The sequence below is a fragment of the Pseudoalteromonas 'SMAR' genome (genome assembly GCF_048515945.1).
Lineage (GTDB): Bacteria > Pseudomonadota > Gammaproteobacteria > Enterobacterales > Alteromonadaceae > Pseudoalteromonas.
Genome location: NZ_JBLWMW010000003.1, coordinates 64379 through 80333 on the forward strand (window position 1 = coordinate 64379; position 15955 = coordinate 80333).

Sequence of the window (15955 nt, forward strand, 5' to 3'; positions counted from 1 at the left end):
GCCCAGCTTACTTTTGTGCCAGTTGATTAAGTGCCCACGTTTCTAATATCCCGTCACTGTTCAACGTCACTAAGGTATTGGCATCGGGCGAGTACATATCAACCACGGTGGCGCCTTTGCGCTTGGCTTGAATAGACCAAGTACCCAACTCTTCACCGTCGTTGTATCGCCAAATAGACAAATGCGACTTCGAAGAAGACGTCGCCAATAGATTAGAACCGGGAATAAATTTGGCTTGGCGGAACATTTTGAAACGCGCCATATAATGTAATTCACTCACTTGTTGCTGCTGCTCTAAGTCCATCACATGTTGGGCATTCAGACCATCGGAAATAAACAGCTGATGGCCATCGTCACTGATGGTTAAGCTGGTAATGCGATGATCGAATTGTCGTTCAAATAAGGCGTCAGGTGAGGCAAATTGCCACATTGCCACCTTGCCATCTTGGCCACCACTGATAAACCGCTCTGCTCCAGGAAGAAAAGCTAGGTGCTGAATGGGCCGCTGATGTGGCATAAAGCGGTTATTTAATTTAGTGAATAAATCGGCCATGTTTAAGGAGCCATCATCCATGCCCACCAGCAGGCGTTGGTTATCGTCTGACAGTGCTAACGCAGAAATTGAAGCCAGCGGGCTGACCCCAGCAAATGGAATATTGGTGATGAGTTTCTGTTTACTGATAGACCAAATTGATACTAGGTTTTCACCTGCGATCACCAACATGTTTTTATCATTTGAGAGTAGTAAAGCGGTTACTGGCGTTTTGACTTTGTCTTTTGGTACAGCAAAAACAGGGCGGTTTGCGTGATTATCAAATATCTTTACTTGAGAGTGACTATCGAGAATAACGCTCCACTGCCCGTCCTTAGAAAAGTGGCCCAGAACAATGCCGTCGGTGTCCAGTTGTTTAGTGACTCCTCGACTGATCTCAGGCTGATCAGCACATGCTGCCAATACACTTACTAGCAATAATAAACAAATCTGGCGCCACATAAAAACCTCAACCTTAAGCGCTGCCGCCACTCACCGACGATTATTATCGGTATCGAGTGATAAAAAGCGGCACGGGATAATTTAACTTATTGCCTTTACATATCGACGGATAGCAGACAAACTTAAGCTACTATGAATAACTTTTGATTGTTTATGAAGTATTTTAGCACGATGAAGCTAGGCCTTGTCAGAGTATTCGCACTAGTCTTCGCCTTTACTATGCTGACGGCATGCGGTTCAGATGAAAACGCCGCTGGAGCGAAAGATTCACCCGGTTACACCGCGACTTTGTATTTTGATGCACTTTACAACAAAAATAGCCTAGAGTTGGCCACACAACATTCCACCCCCCGACTGGCAAGAATTATGCGCTCTTACGGTACTGCCTCGCAATTTGCTCGCAACCTTGTCAACATGCAATACGATGAAGTGACCATCGAAGTGGATATGACCAACCAAAGTTTACGTGAACAGTACGGTAAGGAGGCAAAAATAAACCTTATCTTTACTGGCCAATTACACGGAGAGCAGGTGGATGATATGCGCAGTGTGCAAATGATCAAGAAAAAGGGCAAATGGTACGTCGATAAAATCCTTGCTGACCCCTTTGCACGTTAATCCTTCAAAAAAGGCAATGAACTAAATCATTGCCTTTTTTATTATTTACTTAGCATCAACAGCAACCGCATCAGCGACTAAGGTCTCGATACAAAACACGGTTTCTGCTGCTTTTTCATCGATTACGTTCGCTTGCTGCGCCGCTTTTAGCTTCTCATCTAAGGTTTTTCCCACTAACTGCTGAGTATTTTCCTTACACCATTTGCGGTATTTGCTCATCAGAGGACCATGGGCTCGTTCCAGAATGTAGGCATGTTCTACAGTATCCACTGCAGAATGTTTCACCACACTGCACAAATGCGCTATGCGCTCACGGGTAGTTTTGTGTTCATTGACGTTTTTACATACGGCTTTGGCAAGATCATCACTTGGGGCTGGCAACCAATTGCCCAAAGGAAAAGCTAAGCGCTTCAGCAAGAAGGCCATCGGAGCCCAGGTAAAGTTATCACAAAAGCGATAAATACCGCGGCTAGCCTCATCGAGGCAATGTGTTACAGCGTAGTTTACCAACGGCAAGTCACCTTGCTGGCGGCCGTCATCTTCGTATTTTTTCAAAATGCAGGAAGCCATGTATAAGTAACTCAACACATCCCCCAATTTGGCAGAGAGCATTTCTCTGCGCTTTAAACTGCCACCCAGCTTTAACATCGCCACATCGCTGTACACCGACAATGCCTGACTTAGCCAAGTGATTCTGCGGTAGTAACGGGACACTTCGCCACTGACTGGCGCACGCTCAAAGCGGGCACCCGTCAATCCGTTTAAGAATGCTTTCACACCATTCACCGCGGTATGCTGTAAGTGTTTGCATAACACCTCATCGAACTCTTTTAAGGCAATCAGCTGATCTTGTTGCTGCACAATGGCCATTTCTTTGAGTATAAATGGGTGACAACGTGTGGCACCTTGGCCGAATATCATCAAGCTTCGGGTTAAAATATTGGCCCCTTCCACAGTGATGGAAATCGGCATGCCCATGTAATTTCGTGCTAGGTAGTTTTTCTCCCCCATTTGGATCGCTTTACCACCTTGTATGTCCATGGCGTCATTTAATGCCACTCTTGCGTGTTCGGTGAGATGGTACTTTGCAATGGCGGTGACCACCGATGGACTTTGTTTCAAATCGATGGCAAGTGCAGTAGTTTGTCTTACCGCCTCAATCAAATAACTGTAGCCGTACACTCTGGCAAGAGCTTCTTGCACGCCCTCAAAAGCAGCGATCGGTATACCAAACTGTTTTCTAACCCCGGCGTATGCAGACGTCGTGCGGCTACTTAAGTGTGCAGTACCAGCACTAAGTGCTGGCAGCGAAATCCCCCGACCCGCACTTAAGCAAGACACCAGCATCCGCCAACCTTTACCAATTCCTGCTTCTTCGCCAATGACCCAATTAAGTGGGATAAATACATCTTGACCAGAGGTTGTGCCATTCATAAAGGCTTGCCCTAGTGGCTGGTGCCGAGGGCCGGTTTCAACGCCCTCGTGGTTGGTGGGGATGAGGGCACACGTGATCCCTCGCTCTTGCTTAGCGGATAACAGCTGATCGGGATCATACACCTTAAACGCCAATCCCAATACGTCCGCCACAGGCGCAAGCGTGATGTAACGTTTTTGCCAAGTCACAGCCAAACCGAGTTGCTTCTGCCCCTCAAACTCGCGCTCACAAACGATGGCATAATCTTGAATACTGCCTGCATCGGAACCGGCTTCCGGAGATGTTAAGGCAAAGCACGGAATGACATCGCCAGACGCAAGCTTGGGCAACCAATGCTGCTGTTGTTCATGGCTGCCATAATGCAGCAGTAACTCAGCCGGTCCCAAGCTGTTGGGTACCATGACCGTAACCGCCGTAGACAAACTGCGGCTGGCGATTTTAGCCACGATGGTAGAATTGGCTTGGGCACTAAACTCCTTGCCGCCAAAGGACTTGGGAATAATAAAGGCGAAAAAGCCCTGTTGTTTTAAGTATTGCCAAACTTCTTGAGGTAAATCATTGGCTGCAGCTATTTTTTCCTCATCGAGCATGGCCAGTAATTGCTCCAGCTCATTGTCGATAAACGCTTGTTCCTCATCGCTTAACTGCGGCTTGCCATTGCTTAGCCACTTGCGCCAGTTCGGCTTACCAGAAAATAAGGCGCCATCCCACCAAATGGTGCCAGCTTCCATGGCTTCGCGTTCGGTTTGAGATAACTCTGGCAGCGAGGATTTAAAATACCTAAACAGCGGCTTAGTGATCACTTTAACTCGCACCTCTTTAACGCAAAAGATCACCACGATGGCTAATATAATTAACAGAAACAACGTCATAAATACTCCTTTTGAACACAGCTTGCGGCCAAGTTTATTTTATCTACGATAAGTATGGTTAACTTCTATACGAACTCAACTTTTTCTTGTGCTAAGCCATAGCAGCTCCAGTCATGAAATTGTCGTTTTTCTAGCATCCTGCTATTATCGCTGTCATTCAGTCACCCTAAGCTGAAGCGAACAGAGCCCTGCGGCATTAAACCGTTGAGGCTTTTTTAGAGCAACATAACAACAAGTGAAAAGTCATGAAACCAAGATTTAAACTGAGCGTTGGTGCCATTATTGTCGCCAGTGCAGTCGCGCTTTCTGCATGTAAGTCGACACCAGAACAACACACTAAGCTCACAGAAGCGGATGCGGTAGCCTTTCTTGACAGCGCAGCTGAGCAGCTGGTTGATCTTAACTTTCGCTCAAGTCGTGCCGCTTGGATTTACGCCAACTTTATTACTCATGACACGGCGTCGTTAGCCGCGGATGTCAATGAAGAATACACCGCAGCTCTAGTGGAGCTGGCCAATCAAGCGGCACAGTTCGATGGCATGCAGTTAACGGCAGACACTCGTCGCAAATTGGATAAGTTAAAACTCAATTTAACCCTACCGGCTCCCAAAGACGCAGATAAAACTGCCGAGCTCGCTAAGTTAAGCGCCGAGCTTGATGGCATGTATGGCAAAGGCAAATATTGTAACGCTGACGGCACATGTTTAAGCCTAGGTGAAATGACAGCCAAGATGGCTAACAGTCGCAACTACGCTGAGCTTTTGGATATTTGGCAAGGTTGGCGTGAAGTGGCCAAGCCCATGCGACCTCTGTATGAAAAGCAGGTCGTACTAACTAATGAAGGCGCTAACGAGCTTGGCTATGCCGATACGGGGGCGATGTGGCGCAGCAAGTACGACATGCCAGCGGATGATTTTGCCAACGAACTAGACCGTATTTGGGGTCAAGTAAAACCACTTTATGACTCTCTACATTGTCACGTTCGTGCCAAGTTAGGTGAAAAATACGGTGAAGACAAAGTACCACAAGACCAGCCTATTCCAGCTCATTTATTAGGTAACATGTGGGCGCAGACCTGGGGCAACATCTACGATTTAGTGGCGCCAGAAAATGCCGACCCAGGTTATGATGTCACAGAGCTGTTGGCTGAGCACAATTATGATGAAGTTAAAATGGTAAAAGGCGCTGAAAAGTTCTTTACTTCCATGGGCTTTGCTCCTCTACCGGAAACCTTTTATCAGCGCTCATTGTTTACCAAACCAGAAGATCGCGATGTTCAATGTCACGCCTCTGCTTGGAACCTGGATGCTAAAGACGACTTAAGAATTAAAATGTGTATCCAACGTACTGGTGAAGAGTTTTCAGTGATCCACCACGAGCTTGGCCACAACTTTTACCAGCGCGCCTACAATCAACAGCCAGTATATTACCAAGAAAGTGCCAATGATGGTTTTCACGAAGCCATTGGTGACACCATCGCCCTTTCGGTGACGCCAGGTTATCTACAACAAATTGGTTTGCTTGATGAAGTACCCGATGAATCAAAGGACATTGGCTTACTGATGAAAATGGCACTCGATAAAGTGGCGTTTATTCCATTTGGCTTATTGGTCGACCAATGGCGCTGGCAGGTATTTTCTGGTGAAATAACACCAGCAGAATATAACCAAGCTTGGTGGGATCTGCGTGAAAAGTATCAAGGTGTAACAGCGCCTGTAGCGCGTAGTGAAAGTGATTTTGATCCAGGTGCGAAATACCATGTGCCAGGCAACGTACCTTACACTCGCTATTTCTTAGCACATATTCTGCAGTTCCAATTCCACAAGTCGCTGTGTGAAATTGCGGGCAGTGAGGAAGCTATTCACCGCTGTTCAGTGTACAACTCAAAAGAAGCCGGCGAGCGCTTAAATGCCATGCTTGAAATGGGCAGTAGCAGACCATGGCAAGAAGCATTACAAACGCTAACAGGTAGCAATAAGATGGATGCCACGGCAGTGCTTGACTACTTCGCGCCACTGCAAAAGTACTTAGATGAGCAAAACCAAGGCCGTAACTGCGGTTGGTAATCCCTTTCAGTGTTAACTATAAACGGGCGGCGAATGTGTCGCCCGTTTTTATTTTGTTACAGTTCAATAACTTCCTTTTAGCATAACAATCAGATAGGCTCACTAGGATAGCGTAGGCCAAAAACCTAGTACCCAATAAGCCACAAAGGAACCATAAATGAATTTTACTCGAACTGGGCTCATTGCTATTTTTGAGCTAAAGCGATTGTTTGCCACCAAACGTGGCTGGCTGGCGATCGCTGCGTTTGTGTTGGTGTGGTATGCCATTCTTAGATATGCCATTGCCAATGCGGTGTATATTGTTGGCGATCCGAACTTTAAAAATATGATCCAAACCTTTTCAGGCAGCATAGGAATGCAAAAAATCGCCATGTGGCCTGAAGTTGAATTGGCACTGTATTTAGTTTGGTCGATATTTTTATTTCCGCTTTTCGTGATTTTTTCAAGCGCAGATCAAACCGTTGAGGACAGAGTCCGCGGTACCTTGCGATTTCTCACTCTGCGCAGTACCCGACCTGAAATCGTTATCGGTCGCTTTTTTGGCCAAGTCTTAAACACCGCGATTTTAATCGCGATTTCAGCCATGGGCGCTTGGATTTTAATGGTTATGCGCGAGTCAGAGCTCGCCGTTAGCGGCCTATTGTTGCTGCTTCCCATTGTACTGGAGTTACTATTATTTACCGCTCCCTTTATCGCCTTAATGTCTTTGGTTAACCATTTTGCCAGCTCAAGTAAAATGAGTATGATCTATGCCGTATTGGTCTACTCCACTTTAATCACCCTAGTGATGTTGGTATTTGATTATGTTGCTTACGCAGAATATTTATTTTACCTGTTCCCTGGCTACCAGCTCAGTGACGTTTTATCGCAAAGCTCTACTGTCTCTCGCTTTGCAACCCCAATACTGCACTCACTGGTATTACTGACTTTAAGCACTCAATTACTCAAAAGGCGGGCATTATGAGCCTTATCACGGCGACAAACTTAACCAAATACTATGGCAATATGCGCGCACTAGATGAGGTGAGCTTTACCATTTCAGCAGGCTCGCCCGTTGCACTGGTGGGCCCCAATGGCGCAGGCAAAACAACCTTGTTCAGTACCTTATGTGGTTATTTAACAGCGGATTCCGGCACAGTAAAAATTCTTAACCAAGTGCCTGGTGATCCTAGCCTATTTGGCCGAATTGCCGCTTTACCACAAGACGCGCAATTGGACCCTCGCTTCACCGTGAGCGATCAATTGGACTTATACGGTCAATTACAAGGGCTCAAGCGCAAACAGGCACACAGTGAAACCTTGCGAGTACTGGAGTTGGTCAATTTAAGTGAATACGCTTCGGCACGACCCCATGAGCTTTCACATGGTATGCGCAAACGTATTTGCATTGCACAAACCTTACTTGGGCAACCGGAACTGGTATTATTAGACGAAGCCACCGCTGGCTTAGACCCGGTTAATGCCAGAGAAATCCGCAACCTCGTCAGATCGCTGCAGTCCCAAGCAACGTTTATCCTCAGCTCTCATGATTTAGTTGAGCTCGATGATTTATGCGATAAGGTGTTGCACCTCAATAAAGGAAAGCTCACTGCAGTAGACCGAGTCACAGAGACGCAAGTTGCCACCCTGACCTTGAAGTTAAAACAGCCGGCAACACAACACCACATTGACGCCATTGCGCCTCTGACAGGTGTACAGTCTGTTACCCTTAATGCCAGTGGGGCTATTCTGGTGGATTATCACACTAGCAAGCCTGTCGATATTGACTTACTGCAGCTATGTAAGGCGCAGCAATGGCACTATAAGTCTTTAGTCAATGGCAAAACCCTTGAAGACGAGCTCTTTGGCTAATCCCGTGTCCGTGCGAGTTTAGGCTCGCATCCCCCTCATTTGCTCTGTGGGCAAGCGAAAATCCTGTATTAACATCATAATAAGTTAATTATTTTACAAAAAACGGTGAAAACGTATTCGTGAAAAGCTCGATGCCGCAGAACCTTTTTATGATGAGATTCTAAACTACGATCAAAATGGCAATAGTTATTGGATATCGCTAGCCATTAACCCCGTATTTGGTGAAGATGGTCAGGTTGAGCGCTATGTTTCCATCCAAGCCAACATTACAGAAACCAAAGTTGAAGCGCTGGAGTTTACCTATAAATTAAATGCCATTAGTCGTGCTATCGCGGTGGCAGAGTTTTCTGTGGATGGAGAATTAGAGCACGCCAACGATAATTATCTCAATATCTTTAATTGTAATGAGGTTTCTGAGCTACTGGGTAAACAACTCGATACCCTACTTCACCCTGACTTTATTGCCAGTGCTGAGTACAGCAAGTCACAAGCTAAGCTCAAGGCCGGTGAATTCGTTAGTGGTGATTTTAAACACCAAACCTTAGCTGGAGAAACGCGCTGGCTCTCAGGTTCATTCAATCCCATCTTCAACACCATAGGCGAAATGACCAAAGTAGTGCTTTACGCCGATGACTCAACGCCGAGAAAAGAAGGCACCGCCAAAATTGCCTCGGCATTACAGCAGTTACAGCAAGGTAATTTAACTCAGCGCATAGACGGCGATTTTGACGACGAACTCAATACCGTCAAAGACACCCTGAACGCATCATTAGAAAAACTGCAATCTACATTAGTGTCAGTACTCGACTTAGCCGATGGGGTTAGCACCGGTGCTGGAGAAATTGCCACCGGCAATGCTGACTTAAGCTCACGGGTTGAGTCTCAAGCCTCGTCATTAGAGGAAACCGCCTCAACCATGGAGGAGCTCACTGCTTCGGCAAATAACAACGCCCAGAATGCCATTAACGTCAGTGGTCACGCCCAAGAAACCACCGATGCGGCCAAGCGCGGCATCGCGGTAGTGAATGAAGCCATAACGGCAATGGGAGAGATCAGCACCGCCAGCAAGCGCATTGTTGACATTGTCAGCATGATAGACGAAATCGCCTTTCAAACCAATCTGCTGGCATTGAATGCCGCGGTTGAGGCGGCACGTGCGGGTGAGCAAGGCAAAGGCTTTGCGGTGGTAGCTGGCGAGGTTAGAAACCTAGCGCAACGGGCCTCAGCTGCGGCGAAAGAGATTGGCACCTTAATTCGTGACTCCAGCAATAAGGTGGAAGAAGGCACCGTATTGGTCAACCGCTCTGGTGAGTCTCTGGATGAGATCACCAAGTCAGTGCTGGAGGTAATGAACATGATTAAGGAGATTTCAGAAGCCAGTCAAAATCAGCTTCACGGCATTCAGCAAGCGAACTCTGCTGTGGCTAATATGGATGAGATCACCCAGCGCAACGCCGCTTTGGTTGAGCAAGTCAGCGCCGCCAGCACGGAAATGACCGAAAAAGCCAATAGGATGCATAGCGATTTAAGCTTCTTTACCACAAAATAGTCTGCTGGCGGACAAGCTGAGGACTTGTTCGCATACTTTTTTTAATAGGAGTTTTGTCTAGTTTAAGCGCATATTACGTTGCTGTAAATTCACTTATTGCGTGCTCCTACCACCGTTATTATCTTGGTAATAAAAAAGCCCATCATAAACATGATGGGCTTTTTACAACTCGAGTGTCACTACTTGTGATCTAGGCGTTCAGTACTGCTAATAGCCTTGATTTGTGAGCCGATAGACAGGCTTCGTCTGCCACGGCTAGGTAGCTCACTAGGTAGGTTTCTAAATTGGCTTCCTCACCTTGCAGCTTGGCATCGAGCATCGCCACTTGCTGTGCCATTCGCTGTGACTGCTGCTCCGCAGGGCTCTCTTGATTGGTCAAAATTTCCAAGCGCAATAACAGCTGCTGCGCGTCTAAGTTGGTTTCGTTCTTACCTTGCCAAGAGCTAGGTATGGCCTGAGTATTCTCAACCGCTTGCACCAACTCGTTAAACTTTGCGCGGCGCTGAGAAGAAAACAAGTCATCGAGCTTGGCAGCGACTTGAGCCAGTAACCGGCTTTTCTCTTGCTTTAAGCCAGAGACCACGGCAAAGGCATTGAGTGCATCACGTACTGCAAGCAATTCATTTTGCGTCACCGCCTCAATCAGCTGGGTATCAAATTCAGCCAACTGTTGACGCTGAGTCTGCTCTTGTGCCTGCTCTTGCTGCTTTTGCTCTGCATATTGCGCACTGCGCTTTTCAAATACGGCGTCATTATGAGCACGAAACGCTTTCCATAAACTATGCTCTTGTTTTGCACCTGCAAAACCAATCTGTTGCCATTGTTTTTGCAACGTCTTTAATTGTTCGCAGGCCGCAGCTAAGTCATCGCTTGCTAGTAATTGCTCAGCCTCTGCGACCAATTGTGCTTTTTGCTCTGCGTTCGCTTGATGAAAGCCTTTTAGCTTTTCATATACCGCTTGATGCTGCTCACGATACGCGTTGTTTAATTGTTGATAGCTTTTGGCATCAACATTCCCGGCTGATTTCCAGGCTTTGGCTATACGATTAAACTGGCTTTCAATTTCACGCCACTCAACCGACTGGTTTGCAACCGTCGCGGCAAGTTGGGTCATTTCGGCAACAATATCTTGGCGTTTTTGCTTTGCTTGTTCACGTTGCTGCTCTTGCTCAGCAAAGTGCGCGCGACACGGGGCAAATAACTGTTCAATCTTGTCATCAAACTGTGCGGCTTGCACCTTCTCTTGCTCCGTTTCAACATGGCCAAGTTCGTTCCAACGCTTACGTAAGCGCTTCACTTCTTCTGCGCGCTGTACTGGGTCAACATTCTCTTCACCGAGTTTTTGCTCAACCTCTTGCAGCAGTTCATCACGTTTTGGCGTGGCGGCGTATTTTTGCCAGTCTTTTAATTCTTCAAGCGCTTTGCTAAGGCTTTCGTGTTGCTTTTCTAACTGCTTTTTATATTCTGGCGTCAGGCGCTCATATTGCTCCATAAAGCCATTAAACACACCAAATGCCACATTAAAGCGACCTTGGTCGATTAACCTTTGTACATCACGCGCTTTTTTCTTGCCTTGCTTCAGCGCTTTTTCTTGCGCTTCACGCAGCGGCTCCACTGCAGCTAAAAAAGTGTGGCTAACAGACTGAAGCTTTGCCTTGGCCTCTTTGCTTAACACCGCAGGCAACTCAGCCAACGCGTGTTTGGCGACAATGTAGGCTTCTTTTTGCTCTTGCATTTGGTGGTCAAACTGCGACAGCTCACTTGGTGGTGTCACTGACTCTAGCTTTGCTATGGCTTGATTGAAGTTGTCACTGGCTGTGATGAACTGTGGCAAATCATTAAGCTCTGCAAACAATGTCTGCGATTTACGCTGCAAATTGCTGAGCATCTCTGGTGTCAGATACTGGGGCGCTTGCATGCGCTGTTGTAGCGCCTCTAGCCGCTCAGTAAGCGCTTGATATGGCGTTATGTCGAGAGACTTGCAAGCAACTTCCAAAGTTTTTTCAATGGCTTCGAATTCAGCGTTTAACTCGGCCGACTCTAATGCTTGATTTTGCTTTAATTGTTGCGCCGCCTGTTGCGCTGAATATTGCTTTTCTAATTCAGCAATATGGCGGTTCAGCTTTTCTGAGACCTGTTGGAACTTAGTGTCTAGGGCGCCGACAGCCTCATCGTCTAACCACTTCAGTTCAATTCCCTGCCATTGCTCGAATAAAGCATTGGCTTGCTGCTGGACTTTTTCATAGTCATGCTTGTCACGCAATGCATTGAGCTTAGCCAACACCACGCGTGTTTCTTCTGCTACCTGCACAGGCATTTCTTTCGCCAGTCGCTGCTGCTCTAAGGTATTATTCAGTGCCGTTAATGCTTCACCTTGAGCACTTTTTAACAACGCTTTTTCTAAGCGGTGCTGAGCAACAAGCTCTAACATAGCCAACTGCAATGACTCCGAGCCCTCTTTAAAGACTTTCTCAATCAGGGTGCTGTTGGCAAGACGTTTAAGCAGTTTGACTTTATTACTGTGATCGGACTCTTGCAACGCCACTTTTTCAAGAGTTTTAGTGGCAGCGTAGCGTTCGATGTATTCGTCACGAATGCTGCTTTGTAAACTGTTGTCTTGATTGATAACTGCACTGGAAATTTTCTGTTCGGCCAGCTCTTTAAGCTCACCGTCTTGTTTGTATGCTTTCCACCATAGCCCTAGGTCATTCACTTTGGTCAGAACCTGCTTACGGATCTGAGCCGATTCGTCTTCTAGTGCTAAGGTTTGCAATACGCTGGCGTCTTTTTCTAGATCCAGCTTTTCAATGGCAGCCGCGCGCACGTCTACTTTTGGGTGTTTCCATTTCGGAGTAAATAGGTGTTTAAAGATCATGTTCGCTGAACCTAGCTATCTCGTTGTCGGCTTTGAATTCTTGTTGTAATTCGCGTTTAGATTTTTGCACCATTTCGCCTTTGTCGTTAATGGTGAATTGCTCGTTAGACCGTGCCACCTTGGCTTGATAAAGCATAATTAGCTGCACAGTTTGCTCTTTTTGTGCTGCACTCAGCGGCGTGCCATCAGGCCATTTGCCGGTTGATGCACCATATTGCAAGCGCTCATAAAGCTCCGGCGTAATATTCTGAACTAGACTATCTACATTCATTGCTACTTTTTCTTCTTCAAAATCACAAGAACCACTCGATTAATAAGGTACCAAATTGCCCCCACGCCAATGGCGGTTTTACTGGCAATCATGGCAATTGAGTTGGGTTCGGGTTGCTGCCAATAAATATATAAGAAGCCACCCAAAAATAAGATCAGCGCGATAAACGAGTAGTTGATAAAGGTTTGTTGACGCTTTACCCGTTTTCTGGCCGCGACACGCTGTTGGTCTTCGGCGGAAAAATCTGTCAAATCAATGTGGCAATGAGGACAGGATGTGTGCTTGGAGGAAATAGATTTACTGCAGCTGGGGCATTGCGCTATCGCCATAATTTACTACTCCATAAAAAAATAAGGCACCTGTAAGGCGCCTTATTCTACTATCTTTGTATTCTCTTGTCCTTAAATGACAAGAGAATTTTAATTAATTTTTAGATTCACGGTTGTGCTCTTTATCGAAGTCAACCCAATACTCTTTTACCGACGACTTCATCTCTTTACGCAGCAATAGAATACCGAATAAGTTCGGCAGGGTCATCACCACAATGGCCACCGCCGCCAGTTTCCAAACCAGAGTAGTATCGGCGAATGAGGCCCAAAAGAAACCCGCCACATAGAATACCCGGTATGGCATCACTGAACGGCTGCCTAATAGATAAATCATGGCACGGTCGCCATAGTATGACCAAGCGATTGCGGTAGAAAAGGCGAACAGTAACAAGCCGATTGAAACTATGTACTTGCCGTTTTCACCTAAGAAACCGCGAGTGAATGCTTTGGTGGTCAGTTCAGCAGAGTGAACCAGTGAATAACCAACTAAGCTAATGCTATCGTCGGTAGGTAAACCATTTTTCACTTCAACCGGTCCGGTGTATTTGTGCTTGTCCGTGATACCAAAACGTACCTGCTCACCTATCGAGCGTGAATGGATCACAGTGAAATCTTCTGTTACTGCTTTACCTTGCACAACGTTTATCACGCCATTGAACTTTTCTACGCCATGGTCTTTTTGGCCATTTAAGTAACCATACAGAGCCTGTCTATCGGCCTCATTATCCTCTTGGTATTTGCCATCTAAAATCACCATCGAAGAACGCTCAAAGCTGGTTTCGAACTTTTCTGTCCATACCCCTGAAGACAGGATCACCAAACCAGTTAAGGTACAAATAATGATGGTATCAATAAACGGCTCAAGAATAGACACCATGCCTTCTGATACTGGCTCATCGGCCTTTGCTGAGGCGTGAGCAATGGGTGCCGAACCTTGACCGGCTTCGTTAGAGAACAAACCTCGGTTAACCCCACGGTTAAATGCGTAAGCAAAAGAAGCACCTAGGAACCCGCCTGCGGCAGCCGAGCCGGTAAAGGCGTTGGTGAATACGGAAACAAAAGCAGGACCAATGTTTTCAATATTATAAAAAATAACCGCAAAGGCACCAAGAATGTATACCGCGGCCATAATCGGCACAACTCGAGAAGTGATGGCGGCAATACGCTTAATGCCTCCTAAAATAACCAAGGCTAATAAAATAGACAGTACGGCACCGGTTGCCATTGGGGCAAAGCCAAAGGTCGCTTCCATACCTTGAGCAATGTTATTGATTTGCGGCAAGCTGCCAGTGCCAAAAGAGCTGATCACGGTCGCAATGGCAAACAGGATCGCCAGCCATTTCATGTTGAGGCGACGGTCCATGTAATACATAGGGCCACCCGCCATAGTGCCATCGTCTGTTTTAACTCGGTATTTGTGCGACAGGGTCACCTCGACGAATTTGGTGGTCATACCAAAAAACGCGGTCATCCACATCCAAAATAAAGCCGCTGGACCACCAATTGAGATTGCCAAAGCAACGCCACCGATGTTACCGGTGCCCACGGTGCCCGACAAAGCCGTAGCGAGTGCTTGAAAGTGCGTGGTATCACCCGCTAATTCTTTTTTGTCATACTTACCGGTAACCACCTTGCAAGCATGTTTGAAATAGCGCACCTGAGGAAACTTGAGATAGATGGTAAAAAACAGCCCCACCCCGAGTAAAATGTATGGGAACCAGGGTGAGCCACCCAGCATCCCATCTAACGCATCTAAAATACTACCTAACGTATCCACGTGTTTGTCCCCTTTATTGTTGTTATAACACCCTGTTGTGGTGTTCCTGAGCCCTTGTTTTCACTGTGCCAATTGGCTTTGTAGGCTTTTTGTTTTTTTTAAAAATAAACGGGCAAGTGTGACTTGCCCGCTTTAGAATTTATCTTAAATCATCCACTACGTTCAATACCGCAGCCAAAGTATCTTGGCCAAATTGGTAAGAACGTCTGTCTGACCAACCAAAATACGGATCCGGTAAGTTGGCGTTGTCTTTAAACGGCATTTCAACGGTGTACGCTAAGGCTTTAAATGCCTCGCCAACCGCGCAAGACGCTACGGTTAAATTCGCTTCGCCAGGGGCGTCTTTATCGTAGCCAAACTCATCTTGGAATTCTGGTGTGATGGTCAACAATGCCGCTTTAAAGTTTTCCTCGAGGCGCTGCAATCGGGCATCGTAACTTGGGATCCCTTCGCCACCTGCGACAAAGTTGTACGGCAAGGCTTCATCGCCATGAATGTCTAAATACATGTCCAGTCCGGTCTCATGCATTTTGTTCAGCACATGATACACCTCTGGAGACTGCTCTAGGGAAGGTGTTGCCCACTCACGGTTTAAATTAACGCCTTTTGCATTGGTACGAAGGTGACCACGAGCACTGCCATCTGGGTTCATGTTCGGCACCACGTAAAACACCGCTTTTTGTAATAGGGCTGCAGCATGAGGGTCTTCGTCGTCAAGCAGCTTATGCAATAATCCCTCAACAAACCATTCGGCCATGGTTTCGCCAGGATGCTGGCGCGCAGTGATCCAAATTTTCTTTTTCTCAGCCGCTGGCTCACCAATGGTTAGCAAACTAATATCTCGGCCATCTAAGGTTTCGCCTAGTGTTTCGACCACACAGGCTTCATGAGCTTGTGACCAATAAATCAGGTCGAGATGGCGCTCGTAGCTGTACGGGGCAAAGTAAGCAAAATAGGTATGGGCACATTCTGGCTCAAAATCGATGGTCAAAATACCATTGTCATATTTTGTCGGCACTCGGAACCAAGTTTGACGGTCGTAAGACGCAACCGCTTGGTAGTCTTCCCAGCCTTCTGGGTAAGCTGAGTTTTGCAACTCATTAATGGCAATTTTATGCTCCACAAAAGGCGTTGACTCAAGTCTAAAGTGGAACCATTGGAAAAAATCTGACTCATTGTCTTGATTGATTTCTAGTTGAATATCCGTTGGCGAATCAGCCTTGATCACCTTGATATTGCCACTGTCGAAATTACTCGTAATGCGCATAGGTTTCCCTAAGAAAGTTAAAATTGTAGTGTAAACACAGTGTGTTAACGA

Annotated in this window: 12 protein-coding genes and 1 pseudogene; 6 read left to right on the forward strand and 7 right to left on the reverse strand. The window is 46.5% G+C overall.

The window, feature by feature from the left end; genetic code table 11:
• Positions 1–7 precede the first annotated feature (7 nt).
• The gene (locus ACNKW2_RS02395) at positions 8–994 is read right to left on the reverse strand and encodes a WD40 repeat domain-containing protein (RefSeq protein WP_419147125.1); all 987 of its coding nucleotides are present in this window, start codon (positions 992–994) and stop codon (positions 8–10) included.
• Positions 995–1165: 171 nt separating this feature from the next.
• Between ACNKW2_RS02395 and ACNKW2_RS02400 the strand changes: the two genes are divergently transcribed.
• A complete protein-coding gene (locus tag ACNKW2_RS02400; protein WP_336569260.1) occupies positions 1166–1612 on the forward strand; it encodes a hypothetical protein in 447 nt (148 codons plus the stop codon).
• Positions 1613–1657: 45 nt separating this feature from the next.
• On the opposite strand, the gene ACNKW2_RS02405 is transcribed toward ACNKW2_RS02400, so the two are convergent.
• Positions 1658–3919 (reverse strand): acyl-CoA dehydrogenase, encoded by a 2262-nt coding sequence (locus ACNKW2_RS02405; protein WP_419147126.1) that lies wholly within the window; start codon positions 3917–3919, stop codon positions 1658–1660.
• A 245-nt stretch (positions 3920–4164) separates the two neighbouring features.
• On the opposite strand from ACNKW2_RS02405, the gene ACNKW2_RS02410 reads away from it, so the two are divergent.
• From ACNKW2_RS02410 to ACNKW2_RS02430, 5 genes and pseudogenes are all read left to right on the forward strand, one after another.
• Positions 4165–5985 (forward strand): M2 family metallopeptidase, encoded by a 1821-nt coding sequence (locus ACNKW2_RS02410; protein WP_419147127.1) that lies wholly within the window; start codon positions 4165–4167, stop codon positions 5983–5985.
• A gap of 157 nt (positions 5986–6142) precedes the next feature.
• Positions 6143–6949 carry an ABC transporter permease subunit gene (locus tag ACNKW2_RS02415; RefSeq protein ID WP_419147128.1) on the forward strand — a complete coding sequence of 269 codons (807 nt, stop codon included), beginning with the start codon at positions 6143–6145 and terminating at the stop codon, positions 6947–6949.
• Positions 6943–7836, forward strand: a complete 894-nt coding sequence (locus tag ACNKW2_RS02420; protein WP_419147189.1) for an ABC transporter ATP-binding protein — start codon at positions 6943–6945, stop codon at positions 7834–7836. Before ACNKW2_RS02415 ends, ACNKW2_RS02420 begins: the two co-directional genes overlap by 7 nt.
• Positions 7837–7951: 115 nt before the next feature.
• Positions 7952–8098 (forward strand): annotated as a pseudogene (locus tag ACNKW2_RS02425) (hypothetical protein); the annotation flags it as partial.
• 72 nt (positions 8099–8170) lie between these two features.
• The gene (locus ACNKW2_RS02430; RefSeq protein WP_419147129.1) at positions 8171–9385 is read left to right on the forward strand and encodes a methyl-accepting chemotaxis protein; all 1215 of its coding nucleotides are present in this window, start codon (positions 8171–8173) and stop codon (positions 9383–9385) included.
• A gap of 190 nt (positions 9386–9575) precedes the next feature.
• On the opposite strand, the gene ACNKW2_RS02435 is transcribed toward ACNKW2_RS02430, so the two are convergent.
• From ACNKW2_RS02435 to ACNKW2_RS02455, 5 genes are all read right to left on the reverse strand, one after another.
• Positions 9576–12260 (reverse strand): DUF349 domain-containing protein, encoded by a 2685-nt coding sequence (locus tag ACNKW2_RS02435; RefSeq protein ID WP_419147130.1) that lies wholly within the window; start codon positions 12258–12260, stop codon positions 9576–9578.
• Positions 12250–12531 carry a YeaC family protein gene (locus tag ACNKW2_RS02440; protein ID WP_419147131.1) on the reverse strand — a complete coding sequence of 94 codons (282 nt, stop codon included), beginning with the start codon at positions 12529–12531 and terminating at the stop codon, positions 12250–12252. Before ACNKW2_RS02440 ends, ACNKW2_RS02435 begins: the two co-directional genes overlap by 11 nt.
• A 2-nt stretch (positions 12532–12533) precedes the next feature.
• A complete protein-coding gene (locus ACNKW2_RS02445) occupies positions 12534–12860 on the reverse strand; it encodes a hypothetical protein (protein ID WP_336566535.1) in 327 nt (108 codons plus the stop codon).
• 94 nt (positions 12861–12954) lie between these two features.
• Positions 12955–14598 (reverse strand): alanine/glycine:cation symporter family protein, encoded by a 1644-nt coding sequence (locus tag ACNKW2_RS02450; protein WP_442962062.1) that lies wholly within the window; start codon positions 14596–14598, stop codon positions 12955–12957.
• A 178-nt stretch (positions 14599–14776) separates the two neighbouring features.
• On the reverse strand, positions 14777–15904 hold the full coding sequence (locus ACNKW2_RS02455) for a M14 family metallopeptidase (protein WP_336566539.1): 1128 nt from the start codon (positions 15902–15904) through the stop codon (positions 14777–14779).
• Positions 15905–15955: the final 51 nt, after the last annotated feature.